The 23,090-nt window shown below is 42.9% G+C and carries 26 protein-coding genes and 1 pseudogene; 1 reads left to right on the forward strand and 26 read right to left on the reverse strand.

The features are described 5' to 3' along the window. Positions 1-64: 64 nt before the first annotated feature. From rlmN to V5739_RS04240, 11 genes are all read right to left on the reverse strand, one after another. Positions 65-1,120, reverse strand: coding sequence for a 23S rRNA (adenine(2503)-C(2))-methyltransferase RlmN (gene rlmN / locus V5739_RS04190; protein WP_266069278.1), 1,056 nt, complete (start codon positions 1,118-1,120; stop codon positions 65-67). Positions 1,121-1,498: 378 nt separating this feature from the next. After that, positions 1,499-2,548: a tRNA preQ1(34) S-adenosylmethionine ribosyltransferase-isomerase QueA gene (gene queA, locus V5739_RS04195; protein ID WP_345599818.1), complete on the reverse strand. Its 1,050-nt coding sequence runs from the start codon at positions 2,546-2,548 to the stop codon at positions 1,499-1,501. Between the two features lie 130 nt (positions 2,549-2,678). Next, positions 2,679-3,911: a 3-phosphoshikimate 1-carboxyvinyltransferase gene (aroA, locus tag V5739_RS04200; protein ID WP_423819779.1), complete on the reverse strand. Its 1,233-nt coding sequence runs from the start codon at positions 3,909-3,911 to the stop codon at positions 2,679-2,681. A gap of 3 nt (positions 3,912-3,914) precedes the next feature. Continuing rightward, positions 3,915-4,175, reverse strand: coding sequence for a hypothetical protein (locus V5739_RS04205; protein WP_266069281.1), 261 nt, complete (start codon positions 4,173-4,175; stop codon positions 3,915-3,917). Further along, positions 4,176-4,502, reverse strand: coding sequence for a nucleotide pyrophosphohydrolase (locus V5739_RS04210; RefSeq protein WP_423819781.1), 327 nt, complete (start codon positions 4,500-4,502; stop codon positions 4,176-4,178). 9 nt (positions 4,503-4,511) lie between these two features. Then, the gene (gene dtd / locus V5739_RS04215) at positions 4,512-4,964 is read right to left on the reverse strand and encodes a D-aminoacyl-tRNA deacylase (RefSeq protein ID WP_423819783.1); all 453 of its coding nucleotides are present in this window, start codon (positions 4,962-4,964) and stop codon (positions 4,512-4,514) included. Continuing rightward, a complete protein-coding gene (gene rsgA, locus V5739_RS04220; RefSeq protein WP_423819784.1) occupies positions 4,961-5,917 on the reverse strand; it encodes a ribosome small subunit-dependent GTPase A in 957 nt (318 codons plus the stop codon). The genes dtd and rsgA overlap by 4 nt, the downstream gene beginning before the upstream one ends. 161 nt (positions 5,918-6,078) lie before the next feature. Then, positions 6,079-7,161, reverse strand: coding sequence for a chorismate mutase (locus tag V5739_RS04225; RefSeq protein WP_423819785.1), 1,083 nt, complete (start codon positions 7,159-7,161; stop codon positions 6,079-6,081). Between the two features lie 7 nt (positions 7,162-7,168). After that, positions 7,169-8,017 (reverse strand): prephenate dehydrogenase, encoded by an 849-nt coding sequence (locus V5739_RS04230; RefSeq protein WP_423819786.1) that lies wholly within the window; start codon positions 8,015-8,017, stop codon positions 7,169-7,171. Next, entirely contained in the window at positions 8,014-9,162 is a 1,149-nt protein-coding gene (locus V5739_RS04235; protein ID WP_423819787.1) for a pyridoxal phosphate-dependent aminotransferase, read from the reverse strand. The genes V5739_RS04230 and V5739_RS04235 overlap by 4 nt, the downstream gene beginning before the upstream one ends. Continuing rightward, positions 9,159-9,986, reverse strand: a complete 828-nt coding sequence (locus tag V5739_RS04240) for a prephenate dehydratase (RefSeq protein WP_266069290.1) — start codon at positions 9,984-9,986, stop codon at positions 9,159-9,161. Before V5739_RS04240 ends, V5739_RS04235 begins: the two co-directional genes overlap by 4 nt. 306 nt (positions 9,987-10,292) lie before the next feature. Here V5739_RS04240 and gldA point away from each other — a divergent pair, with 306 nt between their 5' ends. Then, the gene (gene gldA / locus V5739_RS04245) at positions 10,293-11,192 is read left to right on the forward strand and encodes a gliding motility-associated ABC transporter ATP-binding subunit GldA (RefSeq protein WP_423819788.1); all 900 of its coding nucleotides are present in this window, start codon (positions 10,293-10,295) and stop codon (positions 11,190-11,192) included. A gap of 184 nt (positions 11,193-11,376) precedes the next feature. Here gldA and V5739_RS04250 read toward each other — a convergent pair whose 3' ends face one another. The 15 genes and pseudogenes from V5739_RS04250 to V5739_RS04320 form a co-directional block, all read right to left on the reverse strand. After that, positions 11,377-12,147 carry a head GIN domain-containing protein gene (locus V5739_RS04250; RefSeq protein WP_423819789.1) on the reverse strand — a complete coding sequence of 257 codons (771 nt, stop codon included), beginning with the start codon at positions 12,145-12,147 and terminating at the stop codon, positions 11,377-11,379. After that, complete coding sequence (locus tag V5739_RS04255) at positions 12,144-13,232, reverse strand: acyloxyacyl hydrolase (RefSeq protein ID WP_423819790.1); 1,089 nt, start codon at positions 13,230-13,232, stop codon at positions 12,144-12,146. Before V5739_RS04255 ends, V5739_RS04250 begins: the two co-directional genes overlap by 4 nt. Positions 13,233-13,251: 19 nt before the next feature. Beyond that, positions 13,252-13,677 (reverse strand): OsmC family protein, encoded by a 426-nt coding sequence (locus V5739_RS04260; RefSeq protein ID WP_423819791.1) that lies wholly within the window; start codon positions 13,675-13,677, stop codon positions 13,252-13,254. A 116-nt stretch (positions 13,678-13,793) separates the two neighbouring features. Next, positions 13,794-14,855, reverse strand: coding sequence for an NAD(P)/FAD-dependent oxidoreductase (locus V5739_RS04265; protein WP_423819792.1), 1,062 nt, complete (start codon positions 14,853-14,855; stop codon positions 13,794-13,796). Continuing rightward, positions 14,848-15,441, reverse strand: a complete 594-nt coding sequence (locus V5739_RS04270) for a precorrin-2 dehydrogenase/sirohydrochlorin ferrochelatase family protein (RefSeq protein ID WP_266069296.1) — start codon at positions 15,439-15,441, stop codon at positions 14,848-14,850. Before V5739_RS04270 ends, V5739_RS04265 begins: the two co-directional genes overlap by 8 nt. An 11-nt stretch (positions 15,442-15,452) precedes the next feature. Then, on the reverse strand, positions 15,453-16,238 hold the full coding sequence (gene cobA / locus V5739_RS04275) for a uroporphyrinogen-III C-methyltransferase (protein WP_423819793.1): 786 nt from the start codon (positions 16,236-16,238) through the stop codon (positions 15,453-15,455). Continuing rightward, complete coding sequence (locus V5739_RS04280) at positions 16,231-18,324, reverse strand: HEPN domain-containing protein (protein ID WP_423819794.1); 2,094 nt, start codon at positions 18,322-18,324, stop codon at positions 16,231-16,233. The genes cobA and V5739_RS04280 overlap by 8 nt, the downstream gene beginning before the upstream one ends. A 30-nt stretch (positions 18,325-18,354) precedes the next feature. Further along, complete coding sequence (locus tag V5739_RS04285; protein WP_423819795.1) at positions 18,355-18,984, reverse strand: phosphoadenosine phosphosulfate reductase family protein; 630 nt, start codon at positions 18,982-18,984, stop codon at positions 18,355-18,357. A gap of 2 nt (positions 18,985-18,986) precedes the next feature. Next, a complete protein-coding gene (locus tag V5739_RS04290; protein ID WP_266069300.1) occupies positions 18,987-19,238 on the reverse strand; it encodes a DUF2061 domain-containing protein in 252 nt (83 codons plus the stop codon). Positions 19,239-19,359: 121 nt separating this feature from the next. After that, on the reverse strand, positions 19,360-19,773 hold the full coding sequence (locus V5739_RS04295) for an RrF2 family transcriptional regulator (RefSeq protein WP_423820441.1): 414 nt from the start codon (positions 19,771-19,773) through the stop codon (positions 19,360-19,362). Between the two features lie 80 nt (positions 19,774-19,853). Next, entirely contained in the window at positions 19,854-21,023 is a 1,170-nt protein-coding gene (locus tag V5739_RS04300; RefSeq protein WP_423819796.1) for a trans-sulfuration enzyme family protein, read from the reverse strand. Between the two features lie 8 nt (positions 21,024-21,031). Further along, positions 21,032-21,664, reverse strand: a complete 633-nt coding sequence (locus V5739_RS04305; RefSeq protein WP_423820442.1) for a hypothetical protein — start codon at positions 21,662-21,664, stop codon at positions 21,032-21,034. 18 nt (positions 21,665-21,682) lie between these two features. Continuing rightward, positions 21,683-21,925: pseudogene (locus tag V5739_RS04310) on the reverse strand (aspartate kinase); the annotation flags it as partial. A gap of 24 nt (positions 21,926-21,949) precedes the next feature. Continuing rightward, positions 21,950-22,102, reverse strand: coding sequence for a hypothetical protein (locus tag V5739_RS04315; protein WP_423819797.1), 153 nt, complete (start codon positions 22,100-22,102; stop codon positions 21,950-21,952). Next, positions 22,065-23,078 carry an alpha/beta fold hydrolase gene (locus V5739_RS04320; RefSeq protein WP_423819798.1) on the reverse strand — a complete coding sequence of 338 codons (1,014 nt, stop codon included), beginning with the start codon at positions 23,076-23,078 and terminating at the stop codon, positions 22,065-22,067. The genes V5739_RS04315 and V5739_RS04320 overlap by 38 nt, the downstream gene beginning before the upstream one ends. Positions 23,079-23,090 lie beyond the last annotated feature (12 nt).

Below are 23,090 nucleotides of genomic sequence, written 5' to 3' on the forward strand. Positions count from 1 at the left end.
GGGCTGCTAAGATAGTTAAAAGAATAATTTTTCAGCACCTTCCAAAAAAGCCATTTTTGGATCTCTAAACTGCAACTTCTTTAGACTTATTGGCAAGTTGACCACAGGCAGCATCGATATCCTTTCCGCGCGAACGGCGCACGGTACAGGTGATACCATTGCGCTCCAGCTCTCTTACATACAGGTTAGTTGTTGATTCGGGAGCCTGTTTAAAATGATCATCGCCTATAGGGTTATATTCAATGAGGTTGACTTTGCACGGTACATACTTACAAAACCTTACCAGGGCTTCTACATCCCTCCTGCTGTCGTTAATATCTTTCCAAACCACATATTCGTAGGTAATTCTGCTTTTTGTTTTAGCATACCAGTATTCAAGCGCTTCCCTAAGATCATTTAAAGGAAAGGTGGCATTAAATGGCATAATAGAAGTTCTCACTTCATCTATTGCTGAATGAAGGGAAACAGCTAGTTTAAATTTCACTTCTTCATCGGCCATTCTTTTTATCATTTTTGGCACCCCTGAAGTAGAAACGGTAATACGTTTTGGTGACATCCCCAATCCTTCGGGAGAAGTGATCATTTCAATGGCCTTTAGCACGTTATTATAGTTCATGAGGGGTTCTCCCATACCCATAAACACAATATTTGAGAGGGGCTTATCAAAATACAGCCTGCTCTCATTGTCTATTGCCACTACCTGATCATAAATTTCATCAGGATTCAGGTTGCGCATGCGCTTAAGTTTGGCGGTCGCACAAAATTTACAATCCAGGCTACAGCCTACCTGCGAAGAAACACAAGCAGTAGTTCTTGAGGGAGTTGGAATTAAAACCGATTCTACCGTGAGATCATCATGTAATTTTACAGCGTTTTTGATTGTCCCGTCACTGCTTCGCTGCATCTGGTCTACCCGAATATGGTTGATGACGAAGTTTTCATTCAGCATTTGACGCGTATCCTTTGAGATATTAGTCATATCTTCAAAAGAATGGGCTCCTTTGCCCCAAAGCCACTCATAAACCTGAGTTCCGCGGAAGGATTTATCTCCTTGAGAAACAAAGAATTGCTGAAGCTGTTCTTTGGTCAATGCCCGTATGTCTTTCTTCTTGTCTTTCACGCTGCAAAAGTACTAAAGTAAATGGGATTTATAATACCTCTTTAAAATGCCATTTTTGAGGATCAATAAGTTAGCCAGAATTTAATTCTGCACTAAAATTCCGGAATCAAAATTATTCTGAAAATTCTATCTGGATACTCTAACAAATCTGCTGCCGATAGGCAGGTCAGCATGTTAAGTAAATTTCTCCGGGGCAAGCCCACGGAGCATTTTAGTGGAACACGTTTTCTAACTTTACAACATTTACTAACGAGGCAAGCCTCGGGGTATTTACCCTCCTATGAATAAAAAACCTCACAGGTTTTAAAAACCTGTGAGGTTGGTTATATTTCTTTAGAAGCAACTGCCCACTTTATATTGAGCACTGAACACTCTAAACTATAGGATCAACATAGCGTCTCCGTAAGTGTAGAATTTGTATTTTTCTTTCACAGCTTCAGCATAAGCCTTCTTCATAAAATCGTGCCCTGCAAAAGCAGAAACCATCATCAATAAAGTAGATTTTGGTGTATGGAAGTTGGTGATCATACAGTTTGCAATACTAAAATCGTAAGGAGGAAAAATAAATTTATTTGTCCAGCCCTGGAATTCATTCAGGGTTCTGTTTGAAGAAACCGAACTTTCCAAAGAACGCATTACCGTAGTTCCTACCGCACAAACTTTGCGTTTTTCCTGGATCGCTTTGTTAATGGTGTTCACTGCAGGCCCTTCAATATAAGCTTCTTCGTTGTCCATTTTGTGCTTGGAAAGATCTTCCACCTCAACCGGACTAAAAGTTCCTAAACCAACGTGAAGGGTAACTTCAGCAAAATCAATTCCCTTGATCTCCAACCTCTTCAAAAGATGCTTTGAGAAGTGAAGGCCGGCAGTAGGGGCCGCAACAGCACCTTCGGTCTTTGCATAGATGGTCTGGTAACGGTCTTTATCTTCGGGTTGTACTTCTCTTTTAATGTATTTTGGAAGCGGAGTTTCACCGAGTTCTGTCAGTTTATTTCTGAATTCCTCGTAAGAACCGTCGTAGAGAAAACGCAGTGTTCTTCCACGAGATGTTGTATTATCAATAACTTCGGCCACAAGACTTTCATCTTCCCCAAAATATAGTTTATTACCAATCCTAATCTTCCTGGCAGGATCTACCAGCACGTCCCACAGGCGGGTCTCAGCATTTAATTCTCTCAACAAAAACACTTCAATCCGGGCACCGGTCTTCTCTTTATTACCAAATAGACGTGCAGGAAAAACCTTGGTGTTGTTTAACACCATCACGTCTTGCGGCTCAAAATAATCGATAAGATCCTTAAATTGTTTATGCTCAATTGTTTGCTCTTTCCTGTTCAAAACCATTAACCTGGCTTCATCCCTGTTCTCGGCAGGATATTCTGCCAATAGTTCGGGCGGAAGGTCAAAATTGAAGTGCGATAATTTCATTCCCATATAAGATAGATTTTAAGAAGCTGCAAATATACAACCTCGGGATAGGGGTTGTCAAGTAAATGCAGGTTTATTTAAGAAATCTGTTAATTGACGGGGCCATACGTCCCCACCTTTTAAGAATTTTCTACTCTTTAACTGATTCTTTTACGGAAAACTTTAGCTGCTGAAGGTTCTCCCAAAACTCCGGAAATGACTTACTCACCACCCCGGCATCATTAATAACAATAGGAACTTTTAATGCCAGGGGCGCGAATGCAAGCGCCATACGATGGTCATTATAAGTGTCTATCGCAATATTTGGATTGATCTCTTCGGAAGCTGAAAGTTGCAAAGTATCTTCTGTGATCTCCACCTTGCCTCCCAGTTTTTCGATTTCGTTCTTCAACGCCTGAAGCCTGTCAGTTTCTTTGATCCTAAGGGTATGAAGGCCTGTGAGCTGAGCTCCAATCCCAAGGCCAAAGCAGGTAACGGCCACTGTTTGCGCAAGATCTGGGCTGTTGGCTAAATCCAATTGAAGAATTTCAGGCAGCTCAACTTCAGTCTTCTCCAGTTTTAACTCACCTTCCAAAAATGTCGTTTTGACACCTAATTTTTGGTAGATATCTGCCGTACTTCGATCTCCCTGCAGACTGTTCTCGCGATAGGAAGTAAGATTAATTTCAGAAGAACCTGAAATCGCAGCCATGCTGTAAAAATAGGAAGCCGAGCTCCAGTCAGACTCCACTATGATTTGTTTTTGAGATATTTGGGATACGGGTTCAATAAAAATCACATTGTTTTCAAAGGAACCGTTTATCCCGCACTGCTTCAGGAGTTGCAGGGTCATTTTAATATACGGTACAGAGGTCACTTTCCCTTCAAGATAAATTTTCAAGCCTTTATGCAGGGATGGTGCTATCAGCATTAATGCCGAAATATACTGGCTGCTAATATTGGCCTGCACTTTCACCTCATTCTTCAGGAGTTTTTTTCCTTTTATCCTCAAAGGAGGAAAGCCCTCGTTTTTTTCATAAGTAATTTCTGCTCCCAATTCCCGAAGTGCATCTACCAGTATCGCTATAGGCCGTTCCTGCATTCGCTGGCTTCCTGTAAGCAGTACTTCCCTCCCTTCTTTGGAAACAAAGTATGCGGTTAAAAATCGCATCGCAGTGCCTGCATGGTGAATATCAATTACCTCATTTTTAGACCCCAGCGCTTTTTGAAGTACTTTGGTATCGTCACTATTAGATAAGTTTTCAATTTCAAGGTTAGGATATAGTGCCTGGAGGATCAATAACCTGTTCGATTCACTTTTTGAACCGGTAACAGCAATCTTTCCCGAAAGTTCGCGGTTTTGTGTAGATAGGTGCAGATGCATAATTTACTCTCTTTTAAAATTTTTACGCCTGCTCGTCATGTACATTGCGTATACCAGACTTATTACAGCCTTTATCAGGAAATATTCTACCCATTTGCCATTGGCGAATTCATCTTCATAGATCAGGGCAAATTCCCCTGAAATAATTTGTCTAAAATGGGAGATAATTAGTGAAAGCCCAACAAATATCACAAAAAAAATGGTACCCAGTTGTAGCACCTTTACCCAGTAATCTGGATTTTTTACATCTTCAAAAATGCGCATTTACTTTAATTTTTCATTGTTCTTGTGACGGTTTTTGTCACGTTGGGTTTTAAGGTCCAGTTTTTTATCAAATGCCTCCTGCAGGTTTATTCCTGTTTGGTTTGCCAAACAAAGCACTACAAAAACCACATCGGCCAGCTCTTCGCCAAGGTCTTTTGCCCTGTCACTTTCTTTTTCACTTTGCTCCCCATACCTTCGTGCAATTATACGGGCAACCTCCCCTACTTCTTCGGTAAGCTGGGCCATGTTGGTGAGCTCATTAAAGTACCTCACCCCATGCTCCTTTATCCAGGCATCTACAGCCTTCTGTGCATTTGCAATGTTCATGATGTTATTTTAACTTTTATTCTTTGAATCAATTATTATAGTTACCGGCCCGTCGTTAAGAAGGCTCACTTTCATATCGGCTCCAAACTTTCCGGTTCCAATCTTCTTTCCCAGCTCTTTTTCAAAAGCAGACACAAATTCTTCATAGAGCGGAATTGCCACATCGGGTTTGGCGGCTTTAATGTAACTGGGCCTGTTGCCCTTTTTAGTGCTGGCGTGAAGCGTAAACTGGCTCACCACAATTGCGTCGCCATTTACGTCAAGCAACGAGTCATTCATTACATCATTAGCATCATTAAAAATGCGCATGTTCACTATCTTCTTACACAGCCAGGCAATATCCTGACTGTCATCTTCATCCTCTATTCCAATAAGTACCAATAAACCTTTTCCAATTTCGGCATTTTTGACACCCTCTATGGTCACCGATGCCTCAGAAACTCTTTGTATTACTGCTCTCATTCCTGCTGATGATTATCAAAACGATAGTTTTGTTCGTCTTCGCCTTTTAAGATTTGTAAATAACTTTTATAACGGGACCATGGGATCTCCCCGGCATCTAATGCATCTTTTACCGCACACTTTGGTTCTTCCAGGTGCAGACAGTTGTAAAATTTACAGTCCTGTTTGAGGGCAAAGAATTCGGGAAAATAATCTCCCAATTCCTCTTTTTCCATGTCTACCACCCCAAAGCCTTTTATTCCGGGGGTGTCGATGATGCGCGCCCCAAAATCGAGATCAAACATTTCGGCAAAAGTAGTGGTATGTTGCCCCTGCCGGTGCTGTTCAGAAATTTCGGTAGTTTTTAGATCGAGTTTTGGTTCAATGGCATTGATCAAAGTCGATTTTCCAGTACCACTGTGACCGGAGATCATGCTGGTTTTATCTTTCATGAGCTCCTTTACCTGCTCTACATTTTTCCCGGTTTTGGCCGAAATCCCTATACATTGATAGCCAATTTGCCTGTACATGGCCGCTAAATATTTCACCTCATCAAGTTCTTCGGGTTTATAAGAATCTATCTTATTGAACAACAAAATAGCTTTGATGTGATAAGCTTCCGCAGTAACAAGAAAACGGTCTATAAAAGTGGTAAAAGTAGGCGGATTGTTCAGCGTGACCAGCAAAAAAGCCTGGTCAATGTTTGAAGCTATAATGTGTGTTTGCTTTGAAAGATTAACCGATTTACGGATAATGTAGTTCTCGCGCTCTGCAATATCTGTAATTACCCCGTTTTGCTCCTCTTCGCCATTATTTTCCAACTTAAACTCCACCCGGTCTCCCACCGCAACGGGATTGGTGCTTTTTATGCCTTTGATCCTGAATTTTCCTTTGATCCTACAATCGAAAAATCGGCCGTCATCGGCTTTTACCTGGTACCAGCTTCCGGTAGATTTATAAACAGTTCCTTTCATTTAGTGCTTTTCAAAAATAGCTCCTCCAAAAATTTTCTTCTGAATGATGGTCCAAAAATGGCATTTTTGAAGGAGATTTTTTACCACAACAAATTAACAAGAAAAATTTAGATTAGAATTTCAAACCGGAAACTAACTACTCATTATTACCAGCTCTAAACCTATTGTTTCATGATCTTTTCCTGGTGGTTAATAGATTCCTGGTGCACGGCTTTGAACAAACGCAAAATAAATTCTTCGCTTAGCCCGTGCTGCTCCCCTTCGAGAACCATTTTCCCAAGGATCTCGTTCCACCTTTTAGTTTGAAGCACAGAAACGTTCTGAGATTTCTTCACCCTTCCAATTTCGTCGGAAATTTTCATTCTTTTTGAGAGCAATTCAATCAATTGGTTATCGGTCACATCAATTTGAGCCCTAAGGTTGTGAAGTTTCTTCTGAAATTCTTCACTTTCTGAAACTTCTTTTCGAATTTTAAGGTCTTTCATGATCTGCACCAAAGCAGCAGGCGTAATTTGCTGTTTTGCGTCACTCCATGCATTATCGGGGTCATAATGTGTTTCCACCATCAAGCCATCGTAATTTAAATCCAGTGCAGTTTGGGAGAGATCGAAAATGATATCCCTTCTACCGGCGATGTGCGACGGATCGAGGATTAACGGCAAATCGGGGAATTTATTCTGAAGTTCAATGGCAATCTGCCACTCGGGGTTATTCCTGTATTTGGTTTTTTCATAGGCAGAGAATCCGCGGTGAATCACCCCCAGGTTTTTAATATCGCAGGAGTAGAATCTTTCAACCGCTCCCAGCCATAACGACAAATCGGGGTTTACAGGGTTTTTCACGAGCACCACCTTATCGGTCCCCTTAAGCGCATCGGCAATATCCTGAACAATAAAAGGGGAAACGGTAGTCCTTGCACCAATCCACAGAATGTCGATATCATGCTCAAGCGCAAGATCTACATGATGTGGGCTCGCAACTTCGGTAGTAGTAAGCATACCTGTTTCCTGCTTTGCCTTTTGCAGCCATTTTAGCCCAAGAGCACCAACGCCTTCAAAATTCCCGGGACGGGTTCGGGGTTTCCAGATTCCCGCTCTTAACACGGTGGCATCGGTATCTTTTAACTGGTGCGCAATCTTGAGCACCTGCTCTTCGGTTTCAGCGCTGCATGGCCCTGCAATTACCAGCGGATGATCTAATCCAAATTTGTCTAACCAGGTTCTGAGTTCTTTCTTGTTTTCCATTAGTTAATCAGTTTATTCCGTTCAAAATTGTTTTAATATGGTTGGTTCTTTCCATCTCTCTAAAAACCTCCTGAAAATTGTCATTTTTGAGAAGTTCTCTGAATTCTGAAAGATTATTGATATACTCTTCGAGTGTCTCGAGAATATTGTTCTTGTTCTGCTGAAATATTGGCGTCCACATGGCGGGCGAACTTTTTGCCAGCCGCACTGTAGAAGCAAATCCGCTGCCTGCCAGGTCAAAAATGTCTTTTTCGTTCTGTTCCTTCTGAAGTACAGTTTTTCCCAACATAAAAGAACTGATGTGAGAAAGGTGAGAAACATAGGCGATATGCCTGTCATGCGAGGCAGGATCCATATACCTGATGCGCATTCCCAACTTCTGAAAGATCTCCAGGGCTCTTTCCTGAAGTTTAAAAGCCGTTTTCTCTACCTCACAAATGATGTTGGTCTTTTGATGAAAAAGGGTTTCTACAGCCGCTTCGGGACCCGAGAATTCGGTTCCGGCAATGGGGTGGGCTGCAAGGAAATTCCTTCTATTTGGGTGTGCTGCTATTGCTTCACATAAGCCTGCCTTGGTTGAACCCGCATCAAAAATGAGCGTGTTGGCCCCCACCGCATCCAAAACCTGAAGAGCAACTTTTTTGGCCACGTCAACCGGCACTGCAATAATCACCACATCTGCATCTTTCGCTTCTTCTAAAGTTGCCGCGCAGTCAATAAGTTTAAGCTCCTGGGCCTTTAGCAGGTGTGCCTCACTGGCATCACTGCCCGAGATCTCAACCTCCGGAAAAGCCTTTTTAAGCCCCAGTGCAAAAGAGCCGCCAATTAAACCCAGACCTATAATGTGAACCTTCATGCCGTCAATCTATTACAGGCTTTAATAATATTTTCTTCGGAAGCGCATAAAGAAAACCGGATGTAGCCTTCTCCCTGACTTCCAAAAATGAATCCGGGGGCTGCGAAGATGTGATATTCCTTCAACAGATGTTCCACAAATCCTTCCGAAGTATTTCCTTCAGGGACTTTGCACCACAGGAACATTCCTGCCTGATCTTCAGAAAAACTGCATTTTAAAGCTGTAGCGAGCTTCCGGATTTCTTCTTTACGGCGCATGTAAATCTTGTTCTGCTCCTTAAACCATTCCTGCGGAAGCCTTAAAGCCATTGCTGCTCCCGCCTGAAGTGGAAAGAACATCCCACTGTCCATATTTGTCTTTACTTTGAGTACAGAATTTATATTCTTTTCACTGCCGCAAAGCATACCAATTCTCCAACCAGACATATTGAAGCTCTTACTCAGGGAATTAAGTTCCATTATTCCTTTCAAATCACTTGAATATTTCAGGATGCTCTCCGGCTCCTCGTTGAGGATGAAGCTATAAGGATTGTCATTTACAATAAGGATGCTGTGCTTTTTTCCGAAGGCAATCAACTTCTCAAAAAGCTCTTTTTTGGCCACTGCTCCTGTAGGCATGTTAGGATAATTCACCCACATGAGCTTTACCTTGCTTAGATCTCTTTTTTCAAGCTCCTCAAAATCGGGCAACCAACCGGTTTCTTCTTTTAGATCATATAAAACTGTACTCGCTCCAACAAGTCGGCTTACGGCAGCATAGGTAGGGTAACCGGGATTTGGCACCAGCACTTCATCACCTTCATTTAAAAAAGCCATGGATATATGGGTAATCCCTTCTTTGCTACCCATTAAAGGAAGGATCTCCGTTTCATGATTTAGACCTACATTATAGAAATTCTTGTAGAACTCCGCTATAGATTTTCTGAAATCATTGGTTCCTCTATACGGCTGGTACTGGTGTGCCGATGGGTTGAGCAACGCCTGGTGCAGGGCCGTCATCACCTGCGGTGGCGGCTGTAGATCTGGACTTCCTACGCCGAGATTTATGATGGGTTGCCCCGAATCCTGTAGCGCCCTTACTTCCTTTAGCTTTGTTGAGAAGTAGTATTCTTCTACATGGTCTAGTCTGTTAGCCTGTGCGATCATAATAAGCCGTTTTTATAAATTCCTAACACCTTTAATTCTTCGGTTAACTCTGAAAGTATCTTTAAAACTTTCTCTAATTCCTCTTCTTCCTGAAAAAGCACATCAATAAAGAATGCATATTTCCATGGTACATCTATCACCGGTATGCTTTGTATCTTGGTCATATCAAGATCAAAATCCCGTAGAATATTGAGCACGCTTACCAGGCTTCCTCTTTTGTTTTCCAGGACAAATTTTAATGAAGCCTTATTTGCGCCGGTAACCACGGGAGCCGCATTCTTTGAGGAAAGCACAAGGAAACGGGTAGAATTGCTCTTCATGGTTTGTATGCCTTCCTGCAAAATTTCAAGATCGTAGATATTTGCAGCGGCTTTACTGGCCACAGCTGCAACACCGGTAAGCTTTTGCTCCCTAATTCTTTTGGCAACCTCGGCTGTATCGGTATCTTCAATAAGTTCTATGTGTGGATGATCTTTAAAAAAGCTTTGACATTGCAGGAGGGCCATTGGGTGAGAACACACCTTTTTAATATCGGTGATCTTTTGCCCCGGCAGCACCATAAGGTTCATAAAAATTGGGATGTAATGCTCGCCTTTTATTTGTAGGTTATTATCATCAATAAGGGCGTAATTAGGGAGAATAGTACCCGCAGTAGAATTCTCTATCGCCATTACAGCACTTACAGAACGATTGGTCAATAAACTATCTACAACTTCTCTAAATGACTGGCACTCGTCTACCGGCACTTCCTTTCCAAAATACTCTCTGGCTACCTGGTGGTGAAAAGATCCTTTTATTCCCTGTATGGCTATTTTTTCCTGCATATATTTTTACGGCAAAAAAAAATCCCGATGCTTACATCGGGATTTCAGTTATAATATTGGTTAATTATACGGCACTCCCGATCTTATCTCTGAAATAGAAATAAAAATAATACCAGGCGTTCCAGATAAATAAATTGTTCATTTTTCTCTTTGTGAAAAGCTAATGTAGCATATATTTTCAAAAAAGAATGATTTTTTCTGAAAAAATCACGAGAACGATTTCGTTAATTTTAACAACATTTGAATTCTTCTGAATAAATTTTCTGCCTTATAAAAAAGATGATTTACTTTTGAAAAAAAGCTGTTATGTCAATACTGGTAAACAAGGTCTCTAAATATTACGGAGAACAAAAAGCCCTCGATGAAGTTTCCTTTTCTATTCAAAAAGGGGAAATTGTCGGCTTTCTTGGTCCTAACGGGGCGGGTAAATCTACTTTAATGAAGATCCTTACCGGTTATTTACAGCCTTCTTCGGGCGAAGCCACTGTAAACGGTTATCCCCTTACAGAAGATATGTTGCAGGCGCAGAGAAGCACAGGATATTTACCCGAACACAACTCCCTTTATACCGATATGTATGTGCGGGAATACCTGGAATTTAACGCCCTTATATATAAGGTGCCAAAAAGCCGGATTGAAGAGGTGATTCTGCAAACCGGACTTCTTCCCGAAGCTAATAAAAAGATCGAGCAGCTTTCAAAAGGTTACCGGCAACGGGTAGGTCTCGCAACGGCACTACTGCACAACCCCGATGTACTTATTCTCGACGAACCCACTACCGGCCTCGATCCCAATCAACTGGTAGAGATTCGGGAATTGATCAAGACAATTGGAAAGGAAAAAACCATCTTTCTCTCCACCCACATCATGCGGGAAGTAGAAGCTTTATGCGAGCGCGTGATCATCATCAACCACGGAAAGATCGTGGCCGATAAGCGGCTGGAGGAACTACGTGATGAGCAGGTGCAGATTATTGAAGTCGAGTTTGATTACCGCATTGAAGAAGTCGCACTCAATCGCTTACCCCACCTTATGAACCTCAAAAACACCGGCGGATTTGTGTACGAACTCTATTTTGACACTGAAAAAGACATGCGTCCCACGGTTTTCGATTTTGCACATGACAACGGATTAAAGACCTTACAGCTCAACCGGAAGAATAAGAACCTGGAGAATTTATTTTCGGAGCTAACACTGAAGAAGTAGAGTTTTTCTACCCGACCTGCAAGGTTTTGAAAACCTTGTAAGTCTTTTTTTGCGATATAAACCTACAAGGTCAAAAAAGACCTTGCAGGTTTGATGATAACCCGGCACAGATTGCAAATCTGTGCCAGCGAAACAGATAGCGCGGATCTGTGATCCGTGCTGATTGAAGGAACTAAACCAAATATTATTTGAAAATCAACTTTCCTGTATAAAAACTTTCTATCTCCACTACTGGCGGACGGTTTACTGAAATAACATCACCGGTACTTCTTATTTCCCCTTTCAACACCTGCTGCGGATTAACAAACAACTTATTTGTTCCCCGGTGCTGAATCTCTACAGTTCCGGCAATTAGTTCCTGTGCCTCTACCCTGCCATCGCCGTTGGCGATATACAGGTTGAGATAATCGGTCTCACCGCGAAGGAAGAAATTGGAAAAATCATCTCCCGTTACCCGCACATAATCTGACACCAGGTGCAGGTCAAAATCCCCCACTGTGTACACTCCTTTTGCATCTTCCTGGTTAAGGCTGCGCAGCCAAATGTTTGAAAAATGTAATTCTCCCACACTTCTTATCACCCTGTTCCCTGCATTTTGAAGCCAGGTGAGGTTAGGCACAGTTACATGAACCGATGTAATATCATAATCTCTCACAAAGTTACAGCCGTTGCCATTCCGAAGAATGAGTCGGCCGTCCACTACTTCAGCAGAAATTTCATTCATCAGGTTTTCCCCTGTTTGCACTACAACTTTATGTTCTTCTCCCTGTTCAATAAAAAGTTCAATATCTTCATACACCATGAGCTCTTCAAAAGGCTCAACCTGCAACTCTTTTTCGATCATGCTTCCGGCGGATTGAAAACAATCGGGAGCATCTTCAGTATTGCAAGCCATAAAAAGCATCAGGCTCAAAAATGGCAAAATCGGAAGAGATTTTTTCGGCAGCTGTTTCATAAGCGATAACCTATTGAGAATTCGACCGCTTCGGCATTTGCCCCGTGAGAACGCACTGTTACAGATCCAAAAATGTCATTCCAGATCTCCCTTTGCAAACCTATCCTGTTATATACTCTATCCACATACTTATCATAAGGGTAGTAAACGTAGTACCCAAGATGGGTAATCAAGGAAAGTTTTTTGAAAGTGAGTTGATGCCCTGCAAATACCCCCACGCGCTTTGCATCTTCATCACCCGTAGTGCCAACCAGTGGAAAAGCGACCGAATAATAGTAAATATACTCCTGCATGGCGCGGGAAAGGAACAATTCTGCTCCTGCCTGCAGGGTACTCTTATGATTCAAAGCCTTATCTGCATAAGCCGAAAGGGTTAAAAAAGGGTAGGATTCTGAGCCTATTACACCTGTAGTATTCACCCCGCTACGTAAAACAAAGTTGTACCGAAAGGGAGCCGAAAATGGCTTTTTTGGCTCCTTAGGTATATATGTTCTTTCCAGATCATGGTTCAAATCGTAATTGAGCCCCATGCTCAATGCCAGGGTATTCGTAGAGCTGTTGGGCGACTTAAAATCGGCATTGGAATAATGAATGAGCGAAAGACCGGTTTGGAATCCCAGGCCACCGATGATATTTTCGAACTGCAGATTCCCGGTAAAAATAGTGGAGCTAAGAAGCCGGGAGCCATAGGCGTTGTTGCGGTAATTCTTATCGGGATGATAAGGACTGGTGGTCACTGCCAGCCCCTGACCCACTTTTAATAAAAGGTGCCGCTTCAGAAAATAAAATCCAAGGTGCGCATAGGCTCCAAAATTCTCTCCTAAATGCTCATTTTTGAGATCCTGGTAGGAGAGGGAAAAACCAACATTAGGGTAGTTATAGCGACTTTCCCATGCCTCTTCTCCATAGGTCTTGCGGTTAAAATGCAGGAGCACCCCATAAGGATGCCCGGTAATTAAATGAGAAATATTGGGATTGTGTTCCCAAATGCTTCCGTAGAAATAATTTGCCTCTACCGAATAATGCTTCTCCTGGGAAAAAGCATTCGCAGCAAACAGGAAAACGAGAAACAATAATTTTCGCATGAGCGGCCGGTGCGACTATCTATTTATTGACCGGCGAACCGTTCAGGATAACTTCTGTAGTGATCTCGGCTGTTTTTTCGAGCATTTTGGCCACAGAGCAATATTTTTCCAAAGAAAGATCTACTGCTCTTTTTGCTTTATTTTCGGGAATATCTCCGTCAATAATAATCTTTAAATGAATTCTCGTGAACACGTTTGGTATAGCCCCATCGACTCTGAATCCTTCTACATCCATCTCGAGATTGGTCATCTCCAGTTGCTGCTTTTTAAGGATCATTACAATGTCTATACTGCTGCAACCGGCAATACCCATAAGCAGTAATTCCATAGGACTCGCGCCCTGCGGATTGGGTTCGCTCTTATTGTCGAGATGTACTACATCTCCACGTTCATTTTTGGTTTCAAATTGGTAATTCTCGTTGAGTCTCTTAAGATGGATTTTCATTTATCAGTGGCTTTGCACAAAGTTAGGAAAAAACTTTTCTTTAATTCCACCCCCAACCCTTCCCAGGGGGAAGGGAGTAAAATGAAATACAACAATGGAAGTAAATTAGAATAGATTTATCCAATACTCTGTACCACTTCCCGCTTGGCTTCTTTTTTGATTCCGTCAAATCCCTGTACCCCGCCAACGGTAGTATACTTTAATACATATTTTTTATTAGGATTGATACGCTGATAGGCACTCTGGCACATAATGGCAGCTTCGTGGAATCCGGAAAGGATGAGCTTCAACTTTCCTTTGTAGGTGTTGACGTCTCCGATAGCATAGATCCCCGGAATGTTGGTCTGGTAATCATAGGAATTATCAACCTTTATAGCATTTTTCTCTATTTCCAGTCCCCAGTTCGCCATAGGGCCGAGCTTTGGAGAAAGTCCGAATAACGGGATGAAATGATCTGTAGGTTTAAGCTCCTCCCCACGGGCAGTATCATTATGCCTAATCACCACCTGTTCCAGATCTCCTTCGCCTCTAAGTCCTACGACTTCAGCATTGGTAATTAATTCAACCTTTCCCAGTTTGGCAAGTTCAGAAAGACGTTCTACCGAATCAAGTGCGCCTCTAAATTCATTTCTCCTGTGAACAAGAGCAACTTCAGCAGCGACATCGGCCAGGTAAATTGCCCAGTCTAAAGCGGAATCTCCTCCCCCGGCAATAACCACTCTTTTGTCGCGGTACACTTCAGGATCTTTTATAAAGTAAGCCACCCCTCTATCCTCAAAATCTGTAATATTTGGAATTGGCGGCTTACGGGGCTCAAAAGAACCCAGACCACCGGCAATAGCACCTACCGGCGAATTATGCTGAGTACCTTTATTTGTGGTCACCACAAAAGTGTCATCCTCCAGCTTTTCGATAGTCTCGGCCCGTTCACCAAGGGTAAAGCCCGGACTAAAGGGTTTGATCTGCTCCATCAGATTATTCACCAGGTCCCCTGCAAGTATCTCAGGAAAAGCCGGAATATCGTAAATAGGCTTCTTTGGATAGATTTCTGAGCATTGCCCTCCAGGCTGCGGCAAAGCATCTATTAAATGAGTTTTTAGCTTTAAAAGTCCCGCTTCGAATACGGTGAACAATCCGGTGGGTCCGGCTCCTATGATGAGGATATCTGTCTTAATCATTACTTACTTTTTTTGCTTTTAAGGATTCGGTTATTTTGTTCATCTGGTTTACTTTCTCATCAAAATCTCCCTTGATGGTCGAGCGGTACTCATTTAAATTCTCAACCATCTGATTGATATTTTCGGGGATCACCTCTTCAAAAAACTGCCGCAGGCGCTTTGCTGTGGTGGGGGATTTTCCGTTGGTTGAAATAGCAATTTTCACGTGGCCTTTATTGACGATCCCGCCCATGTAGAAATCACACAAATGAGGAGTATCTGCAATATTGGCCAGCAAAAACCTCTTCTTGGCGTGGGTGTAAATTCTTTTGTTTAGTTTCTCATCGTTTGTTGCAGCTATTACCACGTGCCGCTTTTTAAGCTGTTTCTTTTTGTACCTGCTTTTGGTGATCTTTAAACCATGTTTTTTGGCGAGGGATTCAGTTTCCGGAAGGAACTCTTTTGCCACCACCTCAACATTAGCATTGGGACTGGACTTCAGTAAAAAATGCAGTTTTTCATGCCCCACATTTCCGCCACCAACAATGAGGATATTCAGCTTATTAACCTTTAAAAATACCGGGTACAACTCGTTTCTTTCTTCCATAATCCAGCCCCCTAGCCCACAAAGGGGGAATTTATATATTGCTTCTCTTCAATAACATTTTTAAGAACGGCTTTCAAAGATGTTCTTTCGTTTACTACCTCTCCTATGACAATAATTGCCGGGGAAGAAAGCTTTTTATCAGAAACCACCTTTTCAATATTTTTGATGTTGCCGAAACCTGATCTTTCATTCACGGTAGTACCATTCTGAATTATCCCCACCGGAGTATTTTCTTTTCCGAAGTGAGTAAAAATGTCAACAATCTCATTGAGTTTCCCCATCCCCATAAGAATGACTACGGTTGCGGTAGATTGAGCCGCCAGCCGGACATCTTCTGAAAGTTTACGTTGAGTGGTTGTTCCTGTGATCACCCAAAAGCTTTCTGAAATTCTTCTTTTAGTCAGCGGAATTCCCAAATTGGCAGGTACAGCAATAGACGAGGTAACCCCTGAAACGACTGCTGTATCAAGACCTTTACTTCGGGCGTAATCAATTTCTTCAGATCCGCGTCCAAAGATGAAAGGATCACCGCCTTTTAGCCGGACAACATGGCCTCGTTCCCGGGCATATTTGACTATCAGATCATTAATTTCATCCTGAGAATAGTGGTGACTACCGTTTCGCTTCCCCACAAAAATATGTTCAGCCTGCGGTGCATAATCCAGTAATTCTCTGTTGATAAGGGCATCGTATAATACCACATTGGCTGCTTTCAAAATATTCACAGCTTTCATGGTGATCAATTCGGGGTCTCCCGGACCAGCCCCTACTACGCTTAATTTTGGTTCATTATACATTTTGCACCTCCTTTGTTCTATAGGCATCTACCCGCTTAAGGAATAGCTGCGCATCTTCTAAATATTTTTTGGCGAATTCTTCTGTAGGTTCGTGCTCATTCATTTGATACACAAATTCCCTGAAAGAAGTTGAAAGTTCTATTTTCCCGGTTTCCACAAAGAATTCATCAAATTGCGCTATAATTCCCGCCTGGGTGTTAGCTGCAAGGTTCTCTGACAACAACAAAGCTTTCGCTGAATTGACCAAAGAAGAATAGGAATGGTAAATACTATCTGACCAGACTTTTCTTTCAAAAGCACTCCTGGCATTGTCTATTTTTTCCTCACTTTCAAAAAGCAGGGTGGCAATAAGGTCAATGACTACCCCGGCACATTCCCCTACGCCAACTGCCTGAATGTATGGCTGCGTATGCCCCCAGTCCACAAAATCTTCAGGTACAATCGTGCTGGTATCTGAAAGTTCTTTGAGCAGATCGTAGAAATAGGTTCTGCCCTGCCTGTCGTAATAATTCACAAACTTCTCATCGGCAGTTGCATTTGTTTCAAAATCATTCAGCAGCAATCTCAGAGCCTGTGGCCCACGTTTACTGGGCACCTTAATTACTTTATCTGCAAACCTGCCTTCCCCGTTTCCAAGAGTGCCGCCTCCAAGCAATACCTGCAGGGCCGGGGCTACAGCTTTCCCTACTTTTATAGACATTCCCTGAAAACCTATCTCGGCCATATTGTGCTGCCCGCAGGCATTCATACATCCGCTTATCTTGATGGTGATATCGCGGCCATTCACGAACTGCGGATATTCTTCTTTGAGCACATCCTCCAGCACATCTGCTATTCCTGTGCTGCTGGCAATTCCGAGATTACAGGTATCTGTTCCCGGGCAGGCGGTGATATCAACTGTTTTATTGTATCCTGCTTCAGCAAGACCTAATTCGTTTAGAGCAGTATAAAAGAAAGGCAGCAGCTCCTCCCTTACATGACGCATTAAAATATCCTGCCTTAGGGTAAACCTCAGCTCGTTCCCTGCATAATCTCTAATAAGATCGGCAAGTTTTCTTGCGGCACCGGTATAGAAATCTCCGAGCGGAACTCTCACTCCAACAGCATATAATCCCTGCTGTTTTTGAGCGGACACGTTGGTATTCTTCCACTCTTCGTATGCTTTCCGATCCTGAATATTTACTTCAGGAATTTCAACTTTTGGAAGGTCCGGTTCATTTTTAAAACCTTCGAGATCAAATTTCACAGCTTCTTTGGAAAGAGCCGTCTGCTGTTCTTCAACCAGTTCCATAAAGGCTTCTTTTCCTATATCTTTTATAAGATATTTCATTCTGGCTTTCATCCTTTTCGCACGCTCGCCGTGACGATCAAAAACTCTTAAAACTCCTTCAATAAGCGGAATGATCTTTTCAGCCTCCAAAAATTCGAAAAGTTCATCGGCATGCCGCGGCTGCGAACCTAGTCCGCCGCCGAGCATTACTTTGAATCCGCGTTTGTCATCTTTGATCTTGGCTATAAAGCCGAGGTCGTGGATATAACTTAGCGCCGTATCTTCTTCTGAAGCCGAAAAAGAGATCTTGAACTTTCTTCCCATTTCCTGGCAGATGGGATTCCGTAGAAAAAACTGAAATGCAGCATGTGCATAGGGAGAAACATCAAAGGGTTCCTTCACATCAATTCCTGCGGTGGGAGAGGCCGTGATGTTACGCACCGTATTTCCACAGGCTTCACGGAGAGTAATGTCATCTTTTTCCAGCTGCGCCCACAACTCGGGGGTCCTATCAAGACTTACATGATGTATCTGGATATCCTGCCGGGTGGTAATATGCAATCTTCCGGTTGAATATTCATCGGAAACATCGGCTATACGGTGCAACTGCTGAGAAGTCACCTTCCCAAAAGGCAATTTTATACGCACCATTTGCACCCCTTCCTGGCGTTGCCCGTAAACCCCACGCGCTAACCTGAGACTCCTGAACTTCTCTTCGTCTGCCTTTCCTTCCCTGAACAACCTGATCTTTTTTTCAAGATCTATGATGTCCTGTTGTACAATGGGATTTTCTATTTCGGTTCTAAAACTTTGCATCTTCTGTTTTTTAAAAATTATATCAGGCGGTTAAGCGTGAAGTCCACATTCCCGGTTGGTTAGCACTTTGGTAGGATCAAAATATCTGAATTCGTTGGGGAGGTTGTTTTCAACAAGATATTTGTCCAGCTTTTCATCACTCCAGTGGTAAAACGGACTCACTTTTAGGATTCCATCTTTGCTGTAACTCAAAATGCCAATGCTGTCACGAAAAGCAGTTTGACCTTTCCGTAGGTTTGTAAACCAAACATCTGGCTCATGCTCCTGCATGGCACGTTGGAAAGGCTCGAGTTTTACCTGCCGGGTAAACTCGGCATGATTGGGATCGTCTACCTGGGGTACCCCTTCAAAAATGGCATCCCGGTAGGCTGCTGTTTGCAAAGGCATATACAGCTTCACATTAAGATCTAACTTATCAATCACTTCTTTGGCATGCCTGTAGGTTTGGGGGGTGTTATATCCTGTATCACACCAAATCACTTTTATAGCAGGCAGAATATTTGTACATGCGTGCAGGATTGCAGCTTCATATGGTCTGAAATTAGTGGTGACCACAGGCCGGTTACAATTATCAATTACCCATTGTATGACCTCTGCGGGAGGAATTCCCTGCAGGTGCCTGTTGAAAGTATCAAGCTCGTCTTGTGTAAATTTTTTCATATCTATTCCTTTCCAAAGTTGATCTTGTTCCATATTCTTTCGTGTCCAAAGTAGAGCAGCATCTTAGTGATCACTTCTACTGTTCCTATTGCCAGTGCAGTCTTAATCTCCCCGGTTAATAACCAGGATACAAGTATGGTATCAAGGGTTCCTATTATCCTCCAGCTTATTGCTTTAGCTATGCTCCGTACCGGCTTTTCTGAAGTCTTGGCTTTCTTTTCACTTCTCCTGGAGAACACCTGATCTAATATCATAATCATTTTTTTTAATCCTATTGCCCTATCGGAATAGTAGGTTAATAGACAAAGAAAATAAAATATTTCTCTAATTTGGCTGTTGCTGCCAATTATTTACATTTTAATTAACCCGTACCTGTTATTGTTTTGTTATATCTGCAAGGGTATTATTGCCCAGCACCTTCAAAGTACTGTCCCGCACCTGTATCATAAGCTGGTGCACAGAGCAGGTCACCTCGTCTTTGCAATCATCGCATTTCTCATAGTAGTTGAGACTCACGCAGGGCACCATTGCAATAGGTCCTTCAAGGATCCTTATTACCGTGGTCATGGGGATTTCAGCAGGATCCTTAATGAGGTAATATCCTCCTCCCTTCCCTTTTTTAGCCCCCAAAAATCCAGCTTTGCGCAGTTGCACTAAAATACTTTCCAAAAATTTATGGGAAATATTTTCACTTTCGGCAATCTCTGCAGTTTGTACAGGCTTTTTCGAGGGCTGCCTTGCAATGTAAGTCAGCGCTTTTATCCCGTATTTCGTCTTTTTTGAAAGCATAGTGCGAAGATAATTATTTATCTCCTTTCTATGCTGCCAAATCGCGATTTCCGGTTGCTGCTGAATTACATTCATTATCTCTATGCTTCAAAATTTAATGCTCTTTGGATATCCGCAAAAATATCCTCTACATGCTCCAGCCCTACCGATATCCTTACCAGCCCCGGGGTAATTCCCGCTTCCAGTCTTTCTTCTTCTGTGAGTCTTCCGTGCGTTGTTGATGCCGGATGGGTGACAATGGTCCTGGTGTCTCCCAGGTTGGCCGACCTGGAACAGAGTTGCAATTTGTCAATGAATTTCCTCCCTGCTTCAAGCCCGCCCTTTATTTCAAACGAAATGATATTTCCCCCTTGCTTCATTTGTTTTTTCGCCACCTCATATTTAGGATGGGATTTCAAAAATGGATATTTCACGTTTTCGGCATTTTCTTCTTTTTCTAAAAGTTCAGCTATTTTGAGAGCATTATCACAATGCCTTTCCAGCCTTACCGGCAGGGTCTCCAGACTTTTAGACAAGATCCAGGCATTGAACGGGGACAAAGCCGGACCTGTATTGCGTGAGAACAGGTAAATTTCCCTTATCAGGTCTGCCCGACCAACAGTAACACCGCCAAGTACTCTTCCCTGCCCGTCAATTAACTTGGTGGCCGAATGTATCACCAGGTCAGCCCCAAATTTGATCGGGTTCTGCAGGTAAGGCGTGGCAAAACAGTTGTCAATAATAAGCAGCAGGTTATGTTTTTTGGCTATTCTTCCCAGGTTCTCCAGGTCCAGAATGTCAACTCCGGGGTTCGTGGGGGATTCGGCAAACAGGATCTTTGTTTCGGGTCTTATGAGACTTTCGATCTTTTCCTCTTCATTGACATTAAAGTAGCTGTGTGAAATGTTCCACTTCGGAAAGTATTTCGTGAAAAGACTGTGAGTAGACCCGAAGATAGATCTTGCCGAAACTATATGGTCACCACTGTTGAGTAGGGTTGCCAGGGTGGAATATACAGCCGACATGCCCGTGGCAAAAGCAAAGCCTGCCTCTGCACCTTCCAAAAGTGCCACTTTTTCAGCAAATTCTGAAGTATTCGGATTGCTAAACCTGCTGTAAATATTACGTTCCTGTTCTTCAGCAAAAGCAGCCCTCATTTCTTCGGCATCTTCAAAAATATAACTCGAAGTGAGAAAAAGTGGTGAAGAATGCTCCTGATATGGAGTCCGCTCCAGTTGAGTTCGTATTGCTGTTGTTTCAAAATGTGACATAGCTTGTTCTATAATTTTTCTGCTAATTGAAGAATATCCGAAACCACTCCCCGCGCTGTTACTGCTGCTCCGGCACCGGCTCCCTGGATTACCAGTGGCCGCTCCCCGTAAGATTCGGCGTAGATCTCAAAAGAAGAATCGGCATGTTTTAGAGCCCCAAAGGCAGAAGCTTTCTTCTCTTTTACCAGCTTCACCTCAAGGGTGCCCCGGGTGACATCCAGCTCTCCTACATGCCTTATCACCTCATCCTGTTTGAGATCCTGCTTCAGGTTAAGAAAAAACGGATTCAGCTCTTCCTTCTTTTCCTGAAAATTTTTCAAGCTGGATTCCCCATTGAGATGTGCCGGCACCAGATCCTGAATTGTTATTTCTTCAAACTCCTTTTCCAGCCCCAGCTCTCTTCCAAGGATGAGTAACTTTCTGGCCACATCTTTACCCGAAAGGTCTACCCGCGGATCGGGCTCTGTGAATCCTTTTTCGCCGGCTTCAGCAAGAATTTCAGAAAAAGCTTTGTCTTCCTCACAATAGGTGTTAAAAATGTAACTAAGAGAACCTGAAAATACACCTCTCACCCTTGTCACCCGCTCGTTAGACCTGTAAAAGTTGCGCAACGTTTCCACAATGGGCAAACCGGCGCCCACATTGGTCTCATAAAAGAAAAACCTATTGTGCTCCTGCAACTTTTGCCTTAAGCTTCCGTAGAATTTTGACGAGCGGGTATTCGCTACTTTATTAGCTGCCACTATATGAAACCCGGCCTCAATAAGATCAAAATACTTATCTACAAACTCCTCACTCGCCGTTGCATCTACAGCAATCAGGTTTTCATAGCCCTGCTTTTTCACATATTCAAGAATGTCCTCAAGTTTGTACGAAACACCTAATGTATTGAGATCGGCTTCCCAGGAGGGCTGCTGGTTCTCCTTTTAAAAATATGCCCTGGTAGAGTTTGCTATAACCGGCAGGTTGAGCTCCACCCCCTCTTTTTGACGGAGTGATTCGCGGGCTTCAAGCAATTGATCTACCAGTTTACTCCCTACGTTACCGGTTCCACACAGGACTATATTTATTTTCTTCATTATGAGTGACATTTTGTTTAAAAATAGGTTTTAGAATTTGTGACAGCTGCTCGTATTCAATAAGAAACGCATCGTGCCCGTGAATTGATTTAATCTCGCTATAGTGTATATTCTTTTTCTCTACGGAAAGCTCCTCGTATGTTTCCCTTATTTCCTCCGGAAGAAAAAACAAGTCGGAATCAATTCCTATCAGGTAAATATTCCCGCTGATGGTTTGTGCTGCCGCTGAAGGTTTTCCTTTCCCTCCCGAAATATCGATAGTGGTTAGCAGGTGATTCATGAGCTTGTAGGCTGCCAGTTCATATCTTTGTTCCAGCTTCCTGCCGTGATGGCTCAGCCAATTGGCGACTTCAAACTGCGCATTAAGCTCATTCCTTTTTCTTCGGAATTTAGCCGAAAAAGATGCCGGTGTTCTATAAAAGGTCATGGCATGCATCCGGGCATCGTGAATGGGATCTGCCGAATTGTTGAGAATCTGATCCTGCACCTTGCACTGCCCCAGCACCCAGTCTGTCGCTTTAAGATCGGTGGCAATTGGGATCAGGTTCTTTATAAGATTTGGCCTTAACACGGCCAGGTGCCAGGCCAAAGCCCCGCCAATAGAGCCGCCAATGGCCGCAAAAAGCTCGTTGATGTTTAGTTTACCCAGAACCTCAGCAAAAATGCGTGCAACATCATCCAAAGTAAATTCGGTGTAATTGTGCAGCAAGTGCTCCCTGTTTTCGCTGGCACCGTTCCCGGGAACATTGATGGAGAGGATGGTGAATTTTTGGGTGTCAATGCACTTGCCCGGCCCTATAAGCTCATTCCACCAGCCATTCTCTCCCGTCACATTTGCGTTCCCGGTTAGCGCATGATTTACCAGCACCACGGGGGCTGTTCCCGCTTCCCTTCCAAAAAAGCGATAAAACACATGGATCTCCTGAAAGCTTCCTTCGGAATTTTTAAAATGGGGAAATGTTATTTCCTGTAACATAGATTCTCGTTT

Origin of the sequence: Salinimicrobium sp. TIG7-5_MAKvit (genome assembly GCF_049569215.1) — a bacterium.
Lineage (GTDB): Bacteria > Bacteroidota > Bacteroidia > Flavobacteriales > Flavobacteriaceae > Salinimicrobium > Salinimicrobium profundisediminis.